Genomic DNA, 20,921 nt, shown 5'->3' on the forward strand with positions numbered 1-20,921 from the left:
GTGGGTTGACAACGTTAAAAGGGTTGCAGGTATTGGTTTACGAGGGTTAACCTCTGTTTGCCAACTTAAAAACCAAACCTGCAACATGTTCAGCATAACTACTTTTCAGCGTTTAATGAAGGGGCTCCCGCGAGGAACCTTCGCTCAACTAGTCGAACGGCACAATGCCGACAAATATTGCAAGAAGTTCGGGCATTGGGATCATCTCATTGCCATGCTCTACGCGCAGATCAGTGAGGCGAAGGGGTTGCGACCACTGGAGACTGGCTTCAACAGTCATGTCGCGCATCACTACCATCTTGGTACGTCAGCGATCAAGCGCTCCACCTTGGCTGACGCCAATGAGAATCGATCTGACACGGTGTTTAGTGATACCGCTGCCTGGTTGATGGGGAAGGTGTCGCGTAAGCTGCGCCAGCAAAGCAATGATCTGATGTATTTGCTTGACTCCACCTCGTTGACGTTGAAGGGACGGGAGTTTGAGAGGTGGACGCCCGAGAATAGCACTCGCAATACGCAAGGCTTGAAGCTGCACGTTTTGTATGATGCCCATGATGCAATCCCTGTCTGGCACGACATTAGCCACCCCAACGTCAATGACGTTGAACGGGCAGTTGACGTACCGCTCGAAGCGAACGCGCTCTATGTATTTGACAAGGGCTATTGCGATTTCAATTGGTGGAAATCCATTGACGAGGCCAACGCGCGCTTTGTTACTCGTTTCAAGAACAACGCCGCTGTCAACGTCCTGCAGAAATCGGACATCCCTGCTGATGATGCGCACATCGTGCTCAGCGACGAAATCGTTACTTTCAAGCACAAACGGCTCGGCGGAAAACGGATCAATCTCTACTTTGGGAAGCCTTTGCGCCGTGTCATCGTGGCGCGGCCGAACAAAGATACGCCCATCGTTCTGGCTACTAACGACTTCGACAGTAGTGCCATGGAAATTGCCCAGCACTACAAAAAGCGCTGGGCAATCGAGCTGTTCTTCAAATGGATCAAGCAGCACCTCAAGATCAAGCAGTTCCTCGGACGATCTGAAAACGCGGTCCGGATTCAGATACTTACCGCTCTCATCAGTTATTTGTTGGTTGCACTGTTCAACGAGTCCAACCGTGTGAAACGGACCCTGTGGGATTGCCTTTGCTTCGTCCGCGCAACCCTATTTCAACGTACGGACACCGAAGATTTACATGATCGCCGACGACGACAAGCGGCGCACGAATTCGCAGAAATTCAAGGATGCCTCTTCTCGTGAGCGCGTCAAGAAAATTATTCCGGACGACAGTGCGCGCAGGCGGGAATCCAAGTTCGTCGAGCCGCCTGTGACTGCGCTACGGAATTGGATTCCCGCCTGCGCGGGAATGACGGTCTTGAAGTTTGTGGTCAGAAAAACGCCCAACCTAACGCCATCGAATCCAGAGGTCAGTTCCTGGAGAGGCGGGAACGCATGCGTTCCCCCCAAGCTCGTGCTGCAGCCACTGGCTGCGCGTATAAACTTGGGTTCCCGCCAAGGGGGCCGCCAAGGCCGGGAACGACGTATTTTTGGTTTGCTGGAGAGAGAGTCGAGACAGGTAACCGACGTCAGCGCCGCGGCGCCACCACCAAGGTATCCTGCGCCAGCGCGCTGGCCGGCGTGGCCGAGGTCGCGCAGAAGCGATTCTTGCCGCCGCGCTTGGCCTCGTACAGGGCGTAATCGGCAATGCTGATCAGCGCTTCCACGGTCTCGGCATCGTCCGGATATATGCTGATGCCGATACTGGTCGATAGCCGCAAGGTCAGGTCGTTGATGAAAAACGGTTCGGACACGGCCTCGACCAGCTTGGCCGCCGGCCCGTGCGCATCCGGCAAGCCCGACACTTCGCCCAGCACCACCATGAATTCATCGCCGCCGAGGCGCGCCACGGTATCTTCCTTGCGCGACGATGCCACCAGCCGCTGCGCGACAATCTTGAGCACTTCGTCGCCGTAGGCGTGGCCATAGGTATCGTTGATCGCCTTGAAGCCATCGAGGTCGAGATACATGATGGCCGCCTTGTGGTGGTTCCGGTTGGCGTGCTGCAAGGTGGTTTCGATGCGGTCTTCCAGCAGGCGCCGGTTGGGCAGGCCGGTCAGCGGATCGTGCAGCGCCAGTTCCTGCTGGGCGCGGCTGTACTGGGCCAGTTCCTTGTACAGCAGGCGCACTTCCAGCATGTTATGGATGCGCTTGTGCACTTCGAGCAGGTCGAAGGGCTTGCTGATGAAATCGCGCGCGCCCGCTTCCAGCGCGGCGATCTTGAAACTCGGCTGGGCGGTGAGGGCCAGCACCGGCAGATAGCCACCCTGTTCAATTTCCTTCAAGCCCTTCATGACCTGGAAGCCGTTCATGCCCGGCATTTGCAGGTCGAGCAGGATCAGGTCGTAGCAATGCTGGCGGTGCAGCGGACAGACTTGTTCGGGGAGCATGGTCGAGCTGACGCAGTTATAGCCCTCTTCCCGCAATATCTCTTCCATCAGCTCGATATTGTCGGCCGAATCGTCGACGACGAGGATCTTTGCGTTCAGTATGTCTTCTCGGCTTGGCATGCGTTATCTCGGTCAAGGCGGAGGGGCGTGCGGCAAAAAGCGCGCGCGCGATTTTAATGTGTTGCTAGTGTAACAGTGTATCGAACATTTCTTGTAGGACAGCGCCGCGCGCGCCGGTAGGAATCCCATTGTATGTCAACGCGGCCGGCTTTCTCCCATCGACGCTACTGCAGCGATCAGTTCGCTCGGCTCGACCGGCTTGGCGATATGCGCCATGAATCCCGCTTCCAGGGCGCGCAGGCGGTCTTCGGAACGGGCAAACGCGGTCAGCGCCAGGGCCGGCACCTCGCCGCCGCCGGCGCGGCCGAGCGCGCGCACCTGCGCCAGCAGCTCGAAACCGTCCATGTCCGGCATGCCCAGGTCGCTCACCAGCACATCCGGCGGCGCCACCCGGAACTCGGCCAGGGCATCGGCCGCGCTGGCCGCAGTGCGCACCTTGGCGTTGCAATCGGATAATATTCGCCGGATCAGATCGCGCGCGTCGGGTTCGTCGTCCACTACCAGCACGTCCAGCTGCGACAGGTCGCGCAGCAGGATGTCGGGCGTGAGCGGGGCCATCTGCAGGGAGGGGGCTGGTGTGGCGCGCGCGGCCGGGCTCTGGCGGTTGGCCGCCGGCAGCTCGATCGTGAAGGTGGCGCCATGGCCTTCGCCGGGACTGTCGGCGCGCACCGTGCCGCCATGCTGCTCGATCAGGTGCTTGACGATCGACAAGCCCAACCCCAGGCCGCCGTGCTTGCGCGTGGTCGAGGCGTCGCCTTGGCGGAAGCGCTCGAACACGTGGGCCATGAATTCGGGCTTGATGCCGATCCCGGTATCGTTGACGGCGATCTCGACATGGCCGGGGCCGCCGCGCAGGGCGATGCAGACCATGCCGTCGCGCGCGGTGAACTTGATGGCGTTCGACAGCAAGTTCCAGATCACCTGCTGCAGGCGGGCCGGGTCGCCGGCGATCATGCCCACGCCGGGGGCGTAGAACTTCTCGAGGCGGATATTCTTGGCGTCGGCGGCCGGGCGCACCGTTTCGATGGCGGCATCGATGAAGCCGGCCGGCGCGACGGTCTGCATGTCGAGCAGCACCTTGCCGGACGTGATGCGGCTCATGTCGAGCAAGTCTTCGATCAGCTGGGCCTGGGCGCGTGCGTTGCGTTCGATGGTTTGCAGGCCGCGCTGCAGGTCGGCCTGGTCGCGGCTGCCGCGCCGCAGCACTTGGGCCCAGCCCAGAATGGCCGACAGCGGGGTGCGCAATTCGTGCGACAGGGTGGCCAGGAATTCATCCTTCATCTGGCTGGTGCGTTCGGCTTCGGCGCGCGCCGAGCGTTCGCTTTCGAGCAATACCTTGCGTTCCTCGGCCGCGTGCTGGGCCGCTTCGTACAGGCGCGTGTTGTCGATCGCCACGGCGGCCTGGGCCGCGATACCGCCCACGATGCGCTCGGTGCGCTCACTGAAGATGGCGGTTTCCGGATGGCTGAAAAACAGGCTGCCCAGCACTTCTCCCGAGCGCGCGATGACCGGCACGGCGAGATAGCTGCGCACCCCGATCTGGTCGGCGCCCATGCCCTGCTGCGCCTGCAGCGGGGTGTAGCGCGGATCGGTGCCGATATCGTCCGAGCGCAGCACGCTTTCGCCGCGCAGATTCGGTCCGAACAGGGCGCTGGCGTGCAGCTCGCCATCGGTCTCGAACTCGGGCGGCGCGACCCCGGCCACGGTGTGCAGGGTGAATAGGTCGCCATCGCCATCCTTGCCGTGGTAAAAGAAGGCGCCGAAGCGGGCGCCGCTGATGCCGGTGGCGGCATCGGTCACGGTTTGCAGCAGCGAGCGCAGGTCGCGCTGGGAGGCGAGGGCGCTGCCGGTGCTGTTGAGCAGTTCGAGCACGTTCGATTCGTCGCGCAAGGCTTGCTGCACCCGCTTGACCTGGTCGACGTCGGTATTCGTGCCGAACCAGCGCACCACGTGGCCGAGGCGGTCGCGCACCGCGTTCACCCGCGTGAGGAACCAGCGGAACTGGCCGTCGGCGCCGCGGATCGGGAATTCCATTTCGAACGGATTGCCGGTGCGGATCGATTCGTGCCAGCGCTGCAGCATTTGCGGCAGCACGTCGGGGTCGTGCGTCGATTGCCATCCCCAGCCGACCATCTGGTCGGGGGTGGTGCCCGTGTATTCGTACCAGCGCTTGTTGAACCAGACGATGGCGCCGTCGGCCTGGGCCATCCAGGCCAGCTGGGGAATCGAATTGGCCAGCGCGCGCAGCACTTCCTCGCTCTCGCGCAGGGTGTCCTCGGCGCTTTTGCGGGTGCTGATATCCTGTACCACGCCGGTCATGCCGAGCACGACGCCGTCGCGGTCGTAATCGGCGCGGCCGACCACGCCGATCCAGCACTGCTCGCCGTCGGGCCGCTCGACCCGGCATTCGATGTTCAGATCGGTGTGCTGGGCGAAGGCTTGCAAGAATTCGGTGCGCGCCATTTCCTTGTCGCCGTCGTGCAAGCGTTCGCGCAGGCTGGCCCAGGGCAGCGGGGTCTCCGGCGGCAAGCCGAAGATGTCGGCGGCGCGCGCGCCCAGGGTGACCCGGTCGGCACCGGCGTCCCAGCGCCAGTCGCCCAGCCGTCCGGCCGACAGTGCCACCTGGAGGCGGCTGCTGCCGTCGAGCAAGGCTTGTTCGTCGGCCTTGCGCTTGCTGATATCCTGGAAGTAGACGGTCAGGCCATCGTCGGACGGGTAGGCGCGCAAGTCGAACCAGCTGCCCAGGCTGGCGTAGAAAAATTCGAAGCTGACCGTTTCCTGCGAATCCATGGCGCGCCGGTACTGCGCTTCCATGGCGCTGTTGCGCAGTTCGGGAAATTCATCCCAGATGATGCGGCCGAGCAGGGCCTCGCGCGTCTTGCCCTGGGCCGACAGCAATTGCAGCGCGCGCGCATTGATGTAGGTGATGCGCCAGCTGCGGTCGACCGCGCAAAAGCCGTCGGTCAGGCTTTCGAGCATGTTTTCCATGCGCGTGTTGGCCTGGCGCAGGGCGTCCTTGGTTTCCATCAGTTCCTGCTGGGCGCGCTGGCGCGCCGCCAGAACGCTGTTGGCGTTGCGCAGGGCTACTGCGCGCACCAGTTCGGTTTCTTCGTCGTTCACGCACGCTCCCGCAAAATGGCGCTGGCCAGCGCGGTGCCGGGCACGCGCGCGCCGAGCGTGCCACTGTCGACCGCGGCGATCAGCTCTGGCGGGCGCGGTATGCTTCCGATCGGCTCGGTGGGAATCATCATCTGGATGTCGGCAATCGTGAAGGAATGGGCGAAGACTGGCCCGCAACATCTGCGGCGCGATGACGATTTTAGCCGACCGGCGTCGCATCGAACCACACGCTTGAAACGATCATACTCCGCTCTGGAGCCGCCGGGACACGCTGGCGAGCGCCGCTTGCAGATGTTCGAGTTCATACGGCTTTTGCAGCGACTGGTGGGCGAACTCCACATGGCGCAGCAGGGCGTCGCCGTAGCCGGACGCGAAGATGACGTTCAGGCCGCTTTGCAGGCGCAGCGCTTCGCGCGCCATGTCGACGCCGGACATGCCGGGCAGGCTGACGTCGGAAAACAGCACCTGGTAGCTGTTGCGCGTGATCAGCGCCAGCGCACTTTCGGCGTCGCCCACGCCTTCGGCCTCGTGGCCGAAGGCGCGCAGCATTTCGACCACAAGGTACTGCGAATCGAGATTGTCTTCCACTACCAGAATGCGCAGGCCGCCGGAGGGTAGCGCCGGCGCGGCCAGGGGCGCGCTGGCGGTCAGTGCGCACAGCACGCCGCCGACCGCGTCGCCGTCGCGCACCGGGGTGAAGAACAGGTCGAAATCGGCGCTTTCCAGGCCGCTGTCGCGCAGGAAGCTCAGGTGCTGGCGCGCGAGCTGGACATTGTCGCCGCCGAGCGCGCGCTCGAGCGCGGCGGCGCTGGCCGCCAGCGGGGCCGGCCAGACCGAGGGCACCCGGCCGCCCGGGGCGCGCGGATGGCGCGGACCGGCCAGGTCGGCGTAGGCATTGTTGAACACCACGATGCGGCGCGGACCCCACAGCAGCAGCATCGGCAGCGGGGTATTGAGGACGATGTCGACGCACAGGCGCAGGGCGGGCGGCCAGGCGCGCGGGTCGCCCAGGTCGGTGCTGCTCCAGTCGGTGCTGGCGACCGCGGCGGCGTTACCAGTGTCGTGCATGAGAAACCTGTTTCATGAAAATGGGATGATATGAAGTTGTAGAAACGAAAATATGAGTGAATCGTACACCAAACGGGCAAGAGCCGGCCGCTCGCGGCGAGTTGCGCGACGCGCGCACGCCCTTTTTGTCATGACGCGGGCGCGTGGAGGGAGCTACCGCCCATGCGTCGCTGGATGCTTGGCCGGCCATGCATGAAGAGCCGGGCTGTTGTTTTTAAAGATTTTGTCTGGCAATGGCGCGCGCTTGCCCGCAGCGTGGTGCCGGGATGTCTGCCCGGGCGTATCGATCTATAAGAAAATGCTCAAACGCAAGTGATATGCGCCAGGAACGGGGGGGTGTGCAGGCAGTAGAAGATCGTCAACTTGGCCGCCGGCGAGAATCGCGCGCTTGCCCGCCATGCCCGGGCATCCGCATGCCGTTCCAGCGGCCTGGTCCGCACTAGCGGGCCTCCCAATCGCCGACCGCGGCGCTGTAGCGGAAGCGCCGGTTCTCGCCGTCGGCGACCGTCCGCGGCGTCAGCGACAGCGTCGATCGTCACGGTCGTTGCGGAATAGTCGTTGTCCGAAGCGTCCGGGGTCGGCCATGCGAATGCGGTCGTGGATGCATCCGATGTTCCCATGGTTGACATGATGTGGACCGGCGCGCGCGTATTGTCGTAGACGAAGGGAGCACGCGAGGCGACGCCCTTTTCCAGCACGAAGCAGGTACTGTCCGGATGGATCATGGAAGCGCCGAGCGTTCCCCCGATCACGTTGCACTGGCCCTTCAGGATGCTTTCGTGACCGGGCGCCGCGCCTTCGCTGTAGCAGGCAAGGAAAGTCGACGAGTTGGTCTCCCCTTCGGTGTGATACTCGGAGCCGTAGTGCGCATCGATCTGAGGCGTCGAGGGGGGGGCGCCAGTCCCGGCGCGCCATTGCCCTCGGAGTGCACGCCGAGATAAGCGTGCATGCGGGTTTCGTCGTAGACGCCGTAGCGCCGGTTGACTGTCGCGGTGCAGTTCACGAACGTCATGACGGTCGCATCCGCGCCTTCGGAGTGGAAGCCATCGATGCCGCACTGGCTCACGGTTACGTTCGAGAACAGGCTGGCGCTGACGTTGCCATCTCCCGTCACCAGATAGCTTCCGCGATTGTGGACGCCGTGGCCAGCGAAGTTCTCGACCGTCACGTTTTCCAGCGAGTAAATCACCGTGGCATACACGCCGTCGCCCGTGGCATCGAGTTCCTTGCACCAGATGGTGAGGTTGCGGATGGAGGTACGCTCGGCCGAATGGGGCGGCGCGCCTGGCAAGTCGAGCGGGGCGGATGATCTGATGCGCAGTCCGGTCGTGTTTTTCGGAAACACCAGCAAGGTGTCCGCGGGCGTACGGGTGCCGTACCCGGCAGGGTCGGGCTCGTTCATCCCCGCGCCCTCGACGTGCACCGTGCCGGTGAAGACATCGGCCAGTACCTGGAAATAAAATTCGCCGCCGCCGCCGCCGCCGCCGCCGTCGCCAAGCGCCTGGTAACCCTCGGCAAAGGCGGTATCGCCGGTCACGAACGGTCCGGCCGCTTGTTGAAGACCTCCAGGTCCGAAAATCGATGTTGTATTGTAGATAGTCATGGGCTGCACCTTGAGAATATGAGGTTCGAGCGCATCCGCCCCCATGTTGCAGCTCCCGTCCTGCCCTCACGCCCGGAACCATCATGGTTGGTGGGCAGTCATGCACGTCAATCGGTATCAAACAAGGGGAGCTGATCGAATAGCTAGCTGTGCAAAGCGCCAGGGTGCGCGGCCTTGCCCGGAACCGGACAAGGAAGGCAGGGAAAATGTGTTCATGCCGGCAAGGCTTGCTCGCTCAAACTGCGGACGGGCAAAAAAAAAAGCCCGCTCAGGGAGCGGGCTGAATCTATTTTCTTGGAGGAGAATAGAGGAGACAGATGCAGTATGCTGCGCTGCAGAAAATAAATCTAATTGATGTTTGTGATGTCAGTTATCCGTTTTATTTATAGCTCAACAGGCGCAAGGAGTGATTCATGGCAAATATCGTCAGGCACAGGAAGGTCAACATCGTCGTACTCGAAGCGGACGAAGCCATCGGCGAGCACTGCAAGCCGGGCGATATCGCCGTGTCGCGCGCGGCCGACGGCTGGTGGACCAGTTTCATCGGCGAAGATGGGGCGGTCGACAGTTACGATATTCCCTACCCGAGCTATCTGGAAGCCTTGTGGGCGGCCAAGGCGGCGGCGGAATTCGGGGTCTGATACGGCGCGCCGGCGCCGCTTTGTTGTAGGCAAAGCGCCGCGGCCAACAATAAACCAACAATCGCAAATAGCTGTTAACGTGCGCTGCTTTGTTCATGACAGAAAATGTTCTACGATAGCAAGCATGCGTAGACTGCCATTCCTGATCCATTTCATCGCATGCGCGCTCTTGCTGCATGGCGCTGGCGCGCATGCCAATGCGGATCAGCTGTCCCTGCTCGATTTTTCGCTGGAACAACTCTCCGACATCGTGGTCAGCTCGGTGTCGCGCCAGCCGGCCCGCCTGGCCGACGCCCCGGTATCGCTGTACGTGATCGCCGGCGCCGACATCGCCCGCGCCGGCGCGCGCAGCCTGCCCGAAGCGCTGCGCCTGGCGCCCAACCTGCAGGTGGCGCGCAGCGATGGCGGCACCTACGCGATCACCGCGCGCGGCTTTGCCAGCACCATCGAGAACAAGCTGCTGGTGCTGATCGATGGGCGCAGCGTGTACTCGCCGCTGTTTTCGGGCGTGTTCTGGGATACCCAGGACGTGGTGATGGAAGATATCGCGCGCATCGAAGTCATCAGCGGGCCGGGCCCGACCATCTGGGGCGCCAACGCGGTCAACGGGGTCATCAACATCATCACCCGCAACGCCGCCAACAGCCAGGGCGTGCTGCTGGCGCTGGACGGCGGCCGGCGCGAGCGCGGCGCCACCGTGCGCCAGGGCGGCAAGCTCGATGGCGGCGGCCTGTACCGTGTGTACGCCAAGGCCGGCCAGGTCGACGACTTCGCGGACTATCCAGGTGGCGGCCTGGAGCGGCGCCAGGCCGGCTTTCGCGGCGACTGGAAAAGCGGCACGCGCAGCACCAGCGTGAGCGCCGATGTCTACCGCAGCAGCGCGCACCGGCGCGGCGGCGGCGAAACGCGCAGCAGCGGCGCCAACCTGCTGGGAAGGGCCAGCGGCACCCTGGCCGATGGCAGCGACTGGCGGGTCCAGGCCTCGCTCGACCATAGCGAACGGGTCCAGCCCGGCACCGGCGCCCAGCGCCTCGACATCGTCGACCTCGACATGCAGCACGGCACGCGCCTGGGGGAATCGCACAGCCTAGTCTGGGGCGGCGGCTACCGCCGTGCCTGGGACCGGGTCAGCGGGGGTACCCTGCTGGCTTTTTTTCCGGCAGACAAGAATCTGAACTGGGCGAATGTGTTCGCGCAAGATAAGATACAACTGAGCAGTACATTGCGGATGAGTATCGGAGTCAAACTGGAACACAACACCTACACCGGCACCGAAACCTTGCCCAGCGCGCGCATGGTCTGGAACGCCAGTCCGAGCAGCGTGCTGTGGGCGGCCGTCTCGCGCAATGTGCGCGCGCCGGCCCGGCTCGACCGCGATCTGTACTGGCGCGGCGCTGGCGGCGGCTACAGCATCGAGGGCGGACCGGATTTTGTCGCCGAAACGGTGCGCGTGGCCGAAATGGGATATCGCGCCCAGCCGCTGCCCAAGGTCTCGTATTCGATCACCGTGTTCGCCAGCGATTACGGCCGCTTGCGCACCCTGGAGCCGCGCGCCCCTGCGCCGGGCGCCCCTACGCCGGGTGCCCAGTTTGCGAACCTGGGCGATGCGAACACGCGCGGGCTGGAATTCTGGAGCCGCTGGCAGGCCGCGCCGCGCTGGCGCCTGGTGGCCGGCCTGGTGCTGCAGGATATCGACACCAGCCGTGCGCCCGGCAGCCGCGACCTCTCGGACGCGATCGGCATCGGCACCAACGATCCGTCCAGCTACTGGTCGCTGCGCTCCTCGCACGAGCTGTCCGACCAATTGCAGGCCGAGCTGGCGCTGCGCCGGGTCGGCCAGCTGCCGCAACCGCTGGTGCCGGCTTACTACGAGCTCGACCTGAGGATGGCTTGGCAGCCGAATCCGAACGTGGAGGTCGCGCTCAGCGGCCAGAACCTGCTGCATCGCGCGCATGCCGAGTTCGGACCGGCCGCCACCCGGCGCCTGATCGAGCGGACCGTGTCGCTCCAGCTGAGTTCGCGGTTTTGAAGGCGGCCCCCGCCATGCCCGGCCGCGCCCCCCTCCCGCCGCGCCGCCTCCTGTTGCGCGCCATGGCGGTCGGCGTCCTGGCGGCCCTGCCGGGGCTGTCCGGGGCGCAGGCGTCGCTGCCGGCGGGCGGCGGCGCGTCGCTCGAACGCAGCATCAAGGCCGCTTTCCTGTATAAGTTCCTGGGCTACGCCGAATTTCCGGCCGCGGCCTTCGCCGACGCCGCCGCGCCGCTGGTGATCGGCGTGGCGGGCGCCGACGAGCTGGCGGCCGAGCTGGCCCGCATCGTGGCCGGGCGCATGGTGCAGGGGCGGCAGGTAGTGGTGCGCACCTTGCGCGAGCAGGAGGCGCCGGCCGGGGTGCATCTGCTGTTCGTCGGCGGCGACGATCCGGTGCGCCTGCGCCATGCGCTGCGCGCGCTGGGCGCCGGGCCCGCCCTGGTAGTGACCGAATCGCAACAGGGGCTGCAGCAAGGCAGTGTTATTAATTTTACGATCGTCGACGAGCGCGTGCGCTTCGACGTCTCGCTCGAAGCGGCCGACCGGAACAGCGTCAAGCTCAGTTCGCGCCTGCTGACAGTGGCTTATCACGTTCACAAGGGAGCACCGTGATGCAACACGATACCGGCTCCGTCCGTAGCAAACTCATCCTCATGGCCGTCTCGACCACCTTCGTGGCCTTGCTGGCTGCCTCGATCGCCATGCTGCTGTACGACCTGCGCACGTTCCAGCAATACTGGGTCGACGACCTGATGACCCAGGCCGACATCATCGCCAGTGTCAGCGCGCCGGCGCTGTCCTTCAACGATGCCAGGAGCGCGCAGCAAAACCTGGCCGTGCTCAGGGTGCGCCCGCAGATCCTGTCGGGCGCGGTGTACACCAGCAGCGGCGTGCGTTTTGCCTCCTACACCCAGGGCTCGCTGGAGCCATCGTATCCGGTCAAGCCGGGCCGCCCGGGCTACACCATCGACCATGGCGAGCTGGTGGTGTACCACAATATTGTCGACAATGGCGAAGTGCTGGGCACGGTGTACCTGCGCGCGCGTTTCGCCCTGGTCGAGCGCTTGCTCAATTACGCGGCGATCCTCGGCATCGTGCTGCTGATCTCGCTGGTGATCGCGGCCCTGGTGGCCTCGCGCCTGCAGCAGAGCATCACCCGGCCGCTGCTGGCGGTGACCAAGGTGGCGCGCGAAGTGATGCAGCGGCGCGACTTCAGCCTGAGGGTGCCGGGAAATAGCCCGGGCGAAATCGGGGTGCTGGTGGCGGCCTTTAACGATATGCTGGCCGAGATCGGACGCCGCTCGCACGCCCTGCAGGAAGCCAACCTGACCCTGGAGCACGAAATGCAGGTGCGCCACCGGGCCGAGGAAGCGCTACTGGTGGCCGACCGCCGCAAGGATGAGTTCCTGGCAACCCTGGCGCACGAACTGCGCAATCCGCTGGCGCCGATCCGCACCGGACTCGATATACTGCGCATCCGCAGCGGCGACGCCCAGGCCACCCAGCGCGCCACCGACATCATGGAACGCCAGCTGCGCCAGATGGTGAGGCTGGTGGACGATTTGCTGGATGTGTCGCGCATCAATACCGGCAAGTTCGCCATCAAGATGGGCCGGGTCGAGCTCAAGGCGGTGGTCAACGACGCGCTCGAAGTGGTGCGTTCCTACATCGAACTGCACGGCCACGAACTGGCCATCGATTTGCCCGACCGGCCGGTGTTCCTGCATGGCGACGCGACGCGGCTGGCGCAGATCCTGTCGAACCTGCTCAACAATGCCGCCAAGTACACCAACCGCGGCGGCCGGGTGAGCCTGACGGCGCGGGTGGAAGAGCGCGACCTGGTGATCCAGGTGGCCGACAATGGCATCGGCATCGCGCCCGACATGCTCAATCACGTGTTCGAAATGTTCGTCCAGGTCGACTCGACCCTGGAGCGCACCAACGCCGGGCTGGGAGTGGGGCTGTCCCTGGCGCGCCGCCTGGTCGAACTGCACGGCGGCAGCATCGAAGCGCACAGCGCCGGCATCAACCGCGGCAGCGAATTCGTGGTGCGCCTGCCGATCGTGGTCGAACCGGAAATGCCGACCAAGACCAGCCCGGCCGCCTTCATGACATCGGAAACCTACCGCATCCTGCTGGCCGACGACAACGTCGACTTCGTCAACAGCATCGGCGCCTTGCTTTCGGCCATGGGGCACAGCGTGGTGATCACCCACAACGGGCCGGACGCACTGACGGCGGCGGCGCGCTTTTGCCCCGACTACGCGTTTCTCGATATCGGCCTGCCGCAAATGTCGGGCTACGACCTGGCGCGCGGCATCCGGCGCCTCTCGTGCGGGCAAATGACCTTGCTGATCGCGGTGACCGGCTGGGGCCAGGAAAAGGACCGCCAGCTGGCCTTCGAGGCCGGGTTCGATCATCACATGGTCAAGCCGGTGCGCTTCGAGCAGATCGAGGAAATCCTGAGCAACCGCAGCGTGATCAAGAAAGTGCGCGGGTAGCGGGGCGCCTGGGGTAGGGACGAAAAAAAACGGAAGCCGAAGCTTCCGTTTTTTTATGCAACAAGCAACAACTTACGCTTGCTTGGCTGCCTTGCGGCGACGTGCCAGGAAACCGACCACGCCCAGGCCTGCCAGCATCATGCCGTAGGTTTCTGGTTCTGGTACTGGTGCCAGCATCACGGTGCCGCCGAAGCTGCCGGCCGTGCCCGAGACCATTTTGCCGCTGACCTGCAGGTAGTAGTTACCCAGGCCCAGGCTGTCCGCACGCAGGCTCCATACGTCGGTAGCGCCCGTGCTTTCCTGCAAGCCAGTGGTAATCAGGGTACCGGAGCCGCTAAACAGGCTCATGTTGGTGATGTCCATGCCGGTGGTCGCGTTGCGGGTGAACGACGTGACGATCGCATCGAAGTCATGCGGGACGCGGGTGATCGAAAAGCTGAACTTGTCCATGAACGTATTGTTCAGGTTGTTCTGGACGAACGAGCTGCCGAAGTTTGCGCTGTTGTCGATCACCGACAAGGCTTGCGTGCCGTGCGAAATGTCAGCAGCGAAGGCCGCCGTCGAACCAAGCGATGCGGTTGCCAGGACAGCCGCGGCGATCAGGGATTTCATATGTTTCATAAATATTACCTCGTAAGAAAAAATCAGCCGTGCAAGACGGCCAGGTTATCAAGAATCGGGGAGCTTAATGCTAGCAAAGGCGCGTTCAAAATCGGCACCACGACGCGATGTGCGCGCAACGCCGCTGCGTTCTTGCGCCGGCAAATTAATTACTCCCCTATAAGTCCACTTTTACATTTTCATAGGGGAGCGCGTCCGATTCTAATGCATATTTACAAAGATTACGACGTCGCTTTATTGGCCGTAGGTTAATACCTACATCAACACGCGTTAATTTCCTTGGAAGAGCGCGCTTCTTCGCGTAAATCGCAAGATATGGCCTGAAGCTTAAAGTGTAAGAGAATGTGACACTACAACAAAACTGTTGTTAAAAAGAAAAAAGGCCTGAAGATGTTTCTTCAGGCCTTCAATCTTACGAATAATGGTGCGGCTGGCAGGAATTGAACCCACGACCCCTTGGTTCGTAGCCAAGTACTCTATCCAGCTGAGCTACAGCCGCGAAAGACAAGATTATAGCAACGTTTTCCGGAATGTCCAAGGGAGCGGAATAAAAAATCGCGGCGGCGTAGTCCGGCCGCGGGCAGGGGAGGGGGCTGGCGCGGCGCGCGCTTGACGTCCCGATCGCAGCTTGTTAATTTACCGTCAAGTTAATGGTGCCGTATCGCCAGTTCCGGGAAGGCGGCCCCGGCCGGCTAGACAATGACCTCACCCCCTGCAAACCAAGGAGCACGACAATGACCAGCCCTGACCCCAGCATCGATTTCGTCCTGACGCGGGTATTCGACGCGCCGCGCGACCTCGTGTTCAAGACCATGATCGAGACCGCCCACCTGCAAAAGTGGTGGGGGCCGCAAGGCTGCACCATCGAGGTGATCCGGCACGAGCCGCTTGCGGGCGGCGTGTTCCACTACTGCATGCGCTTCGGCCCTGGTGTGGAAATGTACGGCAAATTCGAGTACCGCGAGATTGCGCCGCCCGGGCGCCTGGTGTTCATCAACGGCTTCGCCGATGCCGAGGGCAAGCGCATCCATTACGAGCTGAGCCCGACCTGGCCGCTGGAAGTGCTCAACACGGTCGTCCTGAGCGAGGCTGGCGGCAAGACCAGCTTGCATCTGCACTCGACGCCGCTCGACGCCAGCGCGGTCGAAATCGAGACCTTCAAGGCCGGCCACGGCTCCATGCAGCAAGGCTTCGGCGGCATGTACGACGAATACGAAAAATACCTGGCGACCGTGAAGAACGCCCAGGCTTAGCTACACTTTCCCAACCGGGCTCAGACCTCGGTCAGGAAATTTCCCGGGACATTCCCGCAACCTCGATCAACCGTTAGCAACCATGAGAAAACACTTGTTCCTTTTCCTGCTGGCCGGCGCCGCCGGCGCCGCGCTGGCAGCGCCTGTCACTTACAAGATCGATCCGGATCACACCTTTCCCAGCTTCGAGGCCGACCACATGGGCGTATCCGTCTGGCGCGGCAAATTCAACAGCAATTCGGGCAAGGTCACCCTGGACAAGACCGCCGGCTACGGCCTGGTCGATATCAGCATCGATCCGGCCAGCGCGGACTTCGGCCAGGATGCGCTGAACAAGTGGGCGGCCGGCCCGGACCTGTTCGACGTGCCCAAGTTCGGCGCGGCGCGCTACAAGGGCAAGCTGACCGGCTTCAAGGATGGCGCGCCGACCCAGCTGCAGGGCGAACTGACCCTGCACGGCGTGACCCGCCCGGTCAATCTGCAGATCAAGAGCTTCAAATGCATCCAGCACCCCATGCTCAAACGCGAGATGTGCGGTGCGGACGCCTACGGCAGTTTCAAGCGCGATGAATTCGGCCTGACCGCCGGCAAGGATTACGGCTTCAAGATGGATGTCGACCTGCGCATCCAGGTCGAAGCCGTGGCCGAGTAGTTATGCCTGCAAGTTAAGCCTCCAGGGCAGGGTAGTCGGTGTAGCCTTCTTCGTTCGAGGCATAGAACTTGTCGGCGCGCACCGGGTTGAGCGGCGCATCGAGCCGCAGGCGGCGCGGCAGGTCGGGGTTGGCGATGAACCACTGGCCGAAGGCGACGGCGTCGGCTTCACCGGCGGTCACCAGCTGCCCGGCGCTTTCCTTGGTCAGCTTTTCGTTGGCGATGTAGGCGCCGCCGAATTCCTGCTTCAGGTAAGGGCCGAGGCGGTCCTCGCCCAGGCCTTCGCGGGCGCAGATGAAAGCGATGCCGCGTTTGCCCAGCTCGCGCGCGACGTAGCCGAAGCTCGCCTTCGGATCGGAGTCGCCCATGTCGTGCACGTCGCACCGCGGCGCCAGGTGCATGCCCACTTTTCCGGCGCCCCAGACGTCGATGCAGGCGTCGGTCACTTCCAGCATCAGGCGGGCGCGGTTTTCAATCGGGCCGCCGTATTGGTCGGTGCGCTGGTTGCTGCTGTCTTGCAGGAACTGGTCGATCAGGTAGCCGTTGGCGCCGTGTATTTCCACGCCGTCGAAACCGGCCAGCTTGGCGTTCTCGGCGCCCTTGCGGTAAGCGGCCACGATGCCCGGGATTTCTTCCAGGCCGAGCGCGCGCGGCACCGGATAGTCGCGCAGGGGGCGCAGCAGGCTGACGTGGCCCCTGGCCGCGATGGCGCTCGGCGCCACCGGCGCATCGCCGCCCAGCAGTTCAGGGTCCGAAATGCGGCCCACGTGCCATAGTTGCAGCATGATCTTGCCGCCCGCCTTGTGCACGGCGTCGGTCACCAGTTTCCAGCCTTCGACCTGGGCGTCGGACCAGATGCCAGGCGTGTCGGCATAGCCCACGCCCTGGGCGCTGACCGAGGTCGCTTCGGTCAGGATCAGGCCGGCGGAGGCGCGCTGCACATAGTACTCGGCCATGAGCGCGTTCGGCACGCGGCCGCCGCCAATGGCGCGGGCGCGCGTCAGCGGCGCCATGATGATGCGGTTTTGCAAGGTGAGATCGCCAATGGTGATCGGGTCGAATAATGTGGTCATGCTTAACTCCTAGAGTCCCTCGTTCATCTGGTCGAGGAAAGCCTTGATGGCTTCCTCGTTACGCTTGTAATAGATCCACTGGCCCACCTTGCGCGACGTAATCAGCCCGGCGCGCTGCAGCGCTGCCAGATGGGCCGATACGGTCGATTGCGCCAGTCCCGTACGCGAATCGATCAGGCCGGCGCACACCCCGATGTCGAGGTTGTGTTCCTGATGTGCGAAGTGCACATGCGGGTCCTTGAGCCAGCCAAGAATCTGGCGGCGCATGGGGTTGGCCAATGCCTTGTGAATGGCGTCGATTTGCATATCGGGGTTTTCCGAATCTAATATCGTCATATTACGATATATTAAAAATTCCTGCCTGGCAGGGACCAAAACGAGGGACTGCGGGGCTCAGGGCAACAGGTACACCAGGGCCAGCGCGAGCGCGGCGGGCACGGTCTGGAACAACAGGATGATTTTCTTGACCGTCAGCGCGCCCCAGATCCCGGCCACCATGATGCAGGCCAGGCCGTACACGACGAAGGCGTGGGCGATCTCGGGATTGGGGTGGAGCAGGCCGACCGCCAGCGCCGCCACCAGAAAGCCGTTGTAGCAGCCCTGGTTGGACATGGCGGGCGCCATGATCTCGGCTTTTTCGGCGCTCAGGCCGAACACGCGCCGCCCGCGCGTCTTGAAGAGGACCGTTTCGAGCAGGACGAAGTACACGTGCAGCAGCAAAATCAAACCGATCAGTACTTTTGCGGCGGTGGCCATTGATGGCTCCTCGTTATGGATTGGGGGATGGATAGTGTAACCGCGTGCAAGCCGCGTGGCCAATGGCGGGGCAGGACGGCCCGCAAGAGGGCAAGGTAGTTGGCGTTATAATAATCTTCCTGGCATCGCTTGCTGCTGCGCTGTCCACCTATCAGGCTTCCATGACAAAGAACATTACTCCCCTGACGACATGGGAAGGCTTCGCGCTCCTGTCGCACGCCGCATTCCACGAACGCTTTCCCGACGCGAGCATCGGCCGGCGGCGGCTTTCCGATCCCGATGACGACGATGACGAAGAGGATGACGAGTACGGCGAGCGTGAGAACGACGATGGCTTACCATGGTTGCTGGTTAGCGGCAGTGTCAGCATCGGCACGGGGATGCTGAAAGCGGTCGAAGGCCAGGCGTGGAGCCGCATCGTCGTCGACGGCGACCTGCATATCGACGAAAGCGGCGCCGCGCTGAGGTGGGGCGACCCGCTCGGCCAGGTCGGCTTCGTCAGCGGCGACCTGCATGTGGACATGATCCGCCTCGATGACATGCCGAGCAACGCGGTCGCCGGGCTGGTGGTGGCCAAGTCGGCGTGGCTGTTTGCGGAAGATGATTGCTGCATGCGGCGCGCACCCGAACTGCGCCTCGACACGCCGTTCCTGTTCGCCTGGTTTTACCGGGTCGACCAGCTGGCGCTCAACCCCGGGGCGGTCATTTTCATTCTGGGCGACGGTGACTACTGCGCTGGACTCGGCCTGCCCAACCCGGTTTTCGCGTGGCACGACGCGGTGCACGTACTTGAGAAGCGTTTCGTCGACCGCGTCATCTGCGACGGCTACGATGGCCATGCATGGCGCCACGACACCATTATCCCGGCATTGCGCCGGGGGCGCAGCATTTTCAAGGATGGTATCGACATCGCCTGCCATCCGTTCCATCGGGCCGCGCGGGCGGCAATGGCGGCTGGCGACCATCGCAGCGCCTATCTGCTGTATAAAAAATCGGCCGTCATTGCCCCAGCCTATTACCATGCCTGGTGCGGCATGGCCCAAGCGCTGGTGCGCGAGGGCGCCTGGGGCCAGGCGCTGGGCGTGTACCGCAAGGCTGCAACGCTGTTCCCGCCGGAGCAAACCGGCATGATCAATACGGCCCTCAACCACGCGGCGTTATGCGCCCTTCGCACGGGCCGGCCTGGCGTGGCAATTGAACTGGCCAGCATGTCGATCAAGCACAATCTGGGCCGCGCCGACAAGGAAAGGGCGACTGGGGCGGCTTTTCGCTACCGCGCCGAAGCGTATCTGATGTCGGGCGAGCCTGGCGCCGCCCTCGACGACCTGCGGCAGGCGCTGGGGCGCGACCGGCACCTGAGCGCCGCATACTGGCTCAAGGGACTGGCGCACTACCAGCGCAACGAATCCGAACAGGCGCGCGCGGCGCACGCCCAAGCCTGCGAGCACGACGAACGCTATGCTGCGTCCTACGATACCCACGGCGACACCGGCTTCCTGTCGCGCGCCGGCACGCGGGTCGACTGGGACCACGATGGCGCCGCCGTACCCGGGTAAGCCGCACAGAGATAACCCGGTCTTGACAATCCGGCCGCCCCGCGCCATTCACCTGAAAGCGTGCATGAATCAGACGATTACCCCGATCACCAGCCTTGACGGCTTTCCACGCCTGTCGCTCGCCGGGTTTCACGAACAGTTCCCCGATGCCAGTGTCGGCCAGCGTCGCAATCCGCAGCCGGAGCGCTGCATCGACAGCACATCCGGCGATGAGCGCCTGATCGATGGCGACGATGTCCGGCTGCTGCTCATTACCGGCAATGTCAGCATCGACGAAGCCTTCCTGCTCGGCGCCCCGCGTGACGGCTGGAGCCATATCGCGGTCGATGGCGACTTGCACATCGCAGGCCGCACCAGCTGCGAGGACTACGACAGCGGCATGAACCGGGTCTATTTTGTCAGCGGCGACCTGTATGTCGGGTCGGTCAATCTGACCAACATGCCGAGTAACACGGTAGCGGGACACATCGTCGCGCACTGCGCCTGGCTGTCGGCGGACGACGACTGCGCCATGCGCACCGCTCCCGAACTGCGCGTGCACGCGCGCTTCCTGTTCGCCTGGTTTTACAGCATCGACGATCTGACGATCTGCCCGGACGCCGTCATCTTCATTCTCGGTAACGGCAAGTACTGCGCCGACCTGCGCTTGCCCAATCCATCGTTTCAGTGGCACGAGGATATCCACGTGTTGGACGAACCGTTCGTGTACATCGTCCAGCGCGAGGGCTCGGACGCCCCTGGCTGGGTCGCCGGCGCGATTGAAGCGGCCCTGGCCCGGGGCGAGTCGATTTTCAGGGACGGATTCGATATCGCGTGCTACCCGTATCACCGCGCCGCGCAGGCGCAGGCCGATGCCGACGACCAGCGCGCCGCCTATCTGCTGCATAAAAAAACGGCCGCCATCGCGCCCGGCTTTTACGAAGCCTGGCTTGGCATGGGCGACGCGCTGTTCCAGGTGGGCGCCTACCGCCAGGCGCGGGCCGCTTACCGGACAGCGGCAACCCTGTTCCCGGCCGATCAGACAGGATTGGTCAACCTGGCCTTCAACTACGCTTCCTTGTGCGCGCTGTACCTGGATCAGTTTGACGAAGCCATTGCAATGGCAAACATGTCGGTCGCCCACAACCGCGACGCCGAATACGAGAACGACACTTTCGGCTACGCGTACCGCTGTCGCGCCGAGGCGTATCTGCTGGCGGGCAGGGTTGAACAGGCGTTCGCCGATCTGGAAGAAGCGTTACGGCTCGACCCCCACGATTCGGCGACGCAGTGGCTGATGGGTCTTGTGTACCACCAGCGCGGCGACGGCGAGCAGGCCCGCTTGTTCCATGCGAAGGCATCGCGCTACCAGACCTGTTTTTCAGCCTTTTATGATGTCGAAACGGGTACGGCTTTTTTGTACGATGCGCCGACCGAGGTGGACTGGGACGCGGTGTCCCTCGATACGGTGCGCTTGCCGGCCGGGGACGAGGGCTGCTAGCGCCC

18 protein-coding genes and 1 tRNA gene are annotated in these 20,921 nt (G+C 63.5%); 9 read left to right on the forward strand and 10 right to left on the reverse strand.

Translation table 11 applies throughout. The annotated features are described in order from the left end of the window. The first annotated feature begins 85 nt into the window (after positions 1 to 85). A complete protein-coding gene (locus tag IV454_RS21375) occupies positions 86 to 1,261 on the forward strand; it encodes an IS4 family transposase (protein ID WP_206087730.1) in 1,176 nt (391 codons plus the stop codon). A 326-nt stretch (positions 1,262 to 1,587) separates the two neighbouring features. Here IV454_RS21375 and IV454_RS21380 read toward each other — a convergent pair whose 3' ends face one another. The 5 genes from IV454_RS21380 to IV454_RS21395 all read right to left on the reverse strand — a co-directional run bounded on the left by IV454_RS21380 (position 1,588) and on the right by IV454_RS21395 (position 8,359). Beyond that, a complete protein-coding gene (locus IV454_RS21380) occupies positions 1,588 to 2,568 on the reverse strand; it encodes a GGDEF domain-containing response regulator (protein WP_206087731.1) in 981 nt (326 codons plus the stop codon). Positions 2,569 to 2,703: 135 nt separating this feature from the next. Further along, entirely contained in the window at positions 2,704 to 5,688 is a 2,985-nt protein-coding gene (locus tag IV454_RS21385) for a hybrid sensor histidine kinase/response regulator (RefSeq protein WP_229521761.1), read from the reverse strand. After that, entirely contained in the window at positions 5,685 to 5,819 is a 135-nt protein-coding gene (locus IV454_RS33360; RefSeq protein WP_282961358.1) for a hypothetical protein, read from the reverse strand. The genes IV454_RS21385 and IV454_RS33360 overlap by 4 nt, the downstream gene beginning before the upstream one ends. A 109-nt stretch (positions 5,820 to 5,928) precedes the next feature. After that, positions 5,929 to 6,756 carry a response regulator gene (locus IV454_RS21390; RefSeq protein ID WP_206087732.1) on the reverse strand — a complete coding sequence of 276 codons (828 nt, stop codon included), beginning with the start codon at positions 6,754 to 6,756 and terminating at the stop codon, positions 5,929 to 5,931. A 766-nt stretch (positions 6,757 to 7,522) separates the two neighbouring features. Beyond that, positions 7,523 to 8,359 carry a right-handed parallel beta-helix repeat-containing protein gene (locus tag IV454_RS21395; RefSeq protein ID WP_206087733.1) on the reverse strand — a complete coding sequence of 279 codons (837 nt, stop codon included), beginning with the start codon at positions 8,357 to 8,359 and terminating at the stop codon, positions 7,523 to 7,525. Between the two features lie 413 nt (positions 8,360 to 8,772). Here IV454_RS21395 and IV454_RS21400 point away from each other — a divergent pair, with 413 nt between their 5' ends. From IV454_RS21400 to IV454_RS21415, 4 genes are all read left to right on the forward strand, one after another. Then, positions 8,773 to 9,000 (forward strand): hypothetical protein, encoded by a 228-nt coding sequence (locus tag IV454_RS21400; protein ID WP_206087734.1) that lies wholly within the window; start codon positions 8,773 to 8,775, stop codon positions 8,998 to 9,000. A 124-nt stretch (positions 9,001 to 9,124) separates the two neighbouring features. Beyond that, a complete protein-coding gene (locus IV454_RS21405) occupies positions 9,125 to 11,029 on the forward strand; it encodes a TOL_0244 family TonB-dependent receptor (RefSeq protein ID WP_206087735.1) in 1,905 nt (634 codons plus the stop codon). Positions 11,030 to 11,043: 14 nt separating this feature from the next. Continuing rightward, positions 11,044 to 11,637: a TOL_0243 family YfiR-like periplasmic protein gene (locus IV454_RS21410; protein ID WP_206087736.1), complete on the forward strand. Its 594-nt coding sequence runs from the start codon at positions 11,044 to 11,046 to the stop codon at positions 11,635 to 11,637. Continuing rightward, a complete protein-coding gene (locus IV454_RS21415; RefSeq protein WP_054267694.1) occupies positions 11,637 to 13,526 on the forward strand; it encodes a sensor histidine kinase, YfiR-like protein-associated in 1,890 nt (629 codons plus the stop codon). Before IV454_RS21410 ends, IV454_RS21415 begins: the two co-directional genes overlap by 1 nt. 72 nt (positions 13,527 to 13,598) lie before the next feature. Here the strand turns inward: IV454_RS21415 and IV454_RS21420 are convergent, their stop codons facing one another. Then, positions 13,599 to 14,147, reverse strand: coding sequence for an FxDxF family PEP-CTERM protein (locus IV454_RS21420; protein WP_206087737.1), 549 nt, complete (start codon positions 14,145 to 14,147; stop codon positions 13,599 to 13,601). Between the two features lie 422 nt (positions 14,148 to 14,569). Then, positions 14,570 to 14,646: transfer RNA gene (locus tag IV454_RS21425), tRNA-Arg, on the reverse strand. Between the two features lie 235 nt (positions 14,647 to 14,881). Here IV454_RS21425 and IV454_RS21430 point away from each other — a divergent pair. Both IV454_RS21430 and IV454_RS21435 read left to right on the forward strand, forming a co-directional pair. Further along, positions 14,882 to 15,400, forward strand: a complete 519-nt coding sequence (locus IV454_RS21430) for an SRPBCC family protein (RefSeq protein ID WP_206087738.1) — start codon at positions 14,882 to 14,884, stop codon at positions 15,398 to 15,400. Between the two features lie 82 nt (positions 15,401 to 15,482). Beyond that, on the forward strand, positions 15,483 to 16,052 hold the full coding sequence (locus IV454_RS21435) for a YceI family protein (protein ID WP_206087739.1): 570 nt from the start codon (positions 15,483 to 15,485) through the stop codon (positions 16,050 to 16,052). Positions 16,053 to 16,065: 13 nt separating this feature from the next. On the opposite strand, the gene IV454_RS21440 is transcribed toward IV454_RS21435, so the two are convergent. The 3 genes from IV454_RS21440 to IV454_RS21450 form a co-directional block, all read right to left on the reverse strand. Continuing rightward, positions 16,066 to 17,124 carry an alkene reductase gene (locus IV454_RS21440; RefSeq protein ID WP_206087740.1) on the reverse strand — a complete coding sequence of 353 codons (1,059 nt, stop codon included), beginning with the start codon at positions 17,122 to 17,124 and terminating at the stop codon, positions 16,066 to 16,068. A gap of 9 nt (positions 17,125 to 17,133) precedes the next feature. Further along, the gene (locus tag IV454_RS21445) at positions 17,134 to 17,430 is read right to left on the reverse strand and encodes an ArsR/SmtB family transcription factor (RefSeq protein ID WP_206087741.1); all 297 of its coding nucleotides are present in this window, start codon (positions 17,428 to 17,430) and stop codon (positions 17,134 to 17,136) included. An 87-nt stretch (positions 17,431 to 17,517) separates the two neighbouring features. Then, a complete protein-coding gene (locus IV454_RS21450; protein ID WP_206087742.1) occupies positions 17,518 to 17,880 on the reverse strand; it encodes a DUF1304 domain-containing protein in 363 nt (120 codons plus the stop codon). Between the two features lie 161 nt (positions 17,881 to 18,041). Between IV454_RS21450 and IV454_RS21455 the strand changes: the two genes are divergently transcribed. Both IV454_RS21455 and IV454_RS21460 read left to right on the forward strand, forming a co-directional pair. Further along, entirely contained in the window at positions 18,042 to 19,436 is a 1,395-nt protein-coding gene (locus tag IV454_RS21455) for a tetratricopeptide repeat protein (protein ID WP_206087743.1), read from the forward strand. Positions 19,437 to 19,500: 64 nt separating this feature from the next. Then, positions 19,501 to 20,916: a tetratricopeptide repeat protein gene (locus tag IV454_RS21460; RefSeq protein WP_206087744.1), complete on the forward strand. Its 1,416-nt coding sequence runs from the start codon at positions 19,501 to 19,503 to the stop codon at positions 20,914 to 20,916. Positions 20,917 to 20,921 lie beyond the last annotated feature (5 nt).

The sequence above is a fragment of the Massilia antarctica genome (assembly GCF_015689335.1).
GTDB lineage: Bacteria > Pseudomonadota > Gammaproteobacteria > Burkholderiales > Burkholderiaceae_D > Telluria_A > Telluria_A antarctica.

What these genes read in the sequence shown, in the direction of transcription:
- IV454_RS21410 (WP_206087736.1), top strand. Translation starts at nt 11,044, where the DNA reads ATGCCCGGCCGCGCCCCCCTCCCGCCGCGCCGCCTCCTGTTGCGCGCC.
- IV454_RS21455 (WP_206087743.1), top strand. Translation starts at nt 18,042, where the DNA reads ATGACAAAGAACATTACTCCCCTGACGACATGGGAAGGCTTCGCGCTC.
- IV454_RS21395 (WP_206087733.1), bottom strand. Translation starts at nt 8,359, where the DNA reads ATGACTATCTACAATACAACATCGATTTTCGGACCTGGAGGTCTTCAA.
- IV454_RS21375 (WP_206087730.1), top strand. Translation starts at nt 86, where the DNA reads ATGTTCAGCATAACTACTTTTCAGCGTTTAATGAAGGGGCTCCCGCGA.
- IV454_RS33360 (WP_282961358.1), bottom strand. Translation starts at nt 5,819, where the DNA reads ATGATGATTCCCACCGAGCCGATCGGAAGCATACCGCGCCCGCCAGAG.
- IV454_RS21445 (WP_206087741.1), bottom strand. Translation starts at nt 17,430, where the DNA reads ATGCAAATCGACGCCATTCACAAGGCATTGGCCAACCCCATGCGCCGC.
- IV454_RS21450 (WP_206087742.1), bottom strand. Translation starts at nt 17,880, where the DNA reads ATGGCCACCGCCGCAAAAGTACTGATCGGTTTGATTTTGCTGCTGCAC.
- IV454_RS21390 (WP_206087732.1), bottom strand. Translation starts at nt 6,756, where the DNA reads ATGCACGACACTGGTAACGCCGCCGCGGTCGCCAGCACCGACTGGAGC.
- IV454_RS21460 (WP_206087744.1), top strand. Translation starts at nt 19,501, where the DNA reads ATGAATCAGACGATTACCCCGATCACCAGCCTTGACGGCTTTCCACGC.
- IV454_RS21380 (WP_206087731.1), bottom strand. Translation starts at nt 2,568, where the DNA reads ATGCCAAGCCGAGAAGACATACTGAACGCAAAGATCCTCGTCGTCGAC.
- IV454_RS21430 (WP_206087738.1), top strand. Translation starts at nt 14,882, where the DNA reads ATGACCAGCCCTGACCCCAGCATCGATTTCGTCCTGACGCGGGTATTC.
- IV454_RS21400 (WP_206087734.1), top strand. Translation starts at nt 8,773, where the DNA reads ATGGCAAATATCGTCAGGCACAGGAAGGTCAACATCGTCGTACTCGAA.
- IV454_RS21440 (WP_206087740.1), bottom strand. Translation starts at nt 17,124, where the DNA reads ATGACCACATTATTCGACCCGATCACCATTGGCGATCTCACCTTGCAA.
- IV454_RS21435 (WP_206087739.1), top strand. Translation starts at nt 15,483, where the DNA reads ATGAGAAAACACTTGTTCCTTTTCCTGCTGGCCGGCGCCGCCGGCGCC.
- IV454_RS21415 (WP_054267694.1), top strand. Translation starts at nt 11,637, where the DNA reads ATGCAACACGATACCGGCTCCGTCCGTAGCAAACTCATCCTCATGGCC.
- IV454_RS21420 (WP_206087737.1), bottom strand. Translation starts at nt 14,147, where the DNA reads ATGAAACATATGAAATCCCTGATCGCCGCGGCTGTCCTGGCAACCGCA.
- IV454_RS21405 (WP_206087735.1), top strand. Translation starts at nt 9,125, where the DNA reads ATGCGTAGACTGCCATTCCTGATCCATTTCATCGCATGCGCGCTCTTG.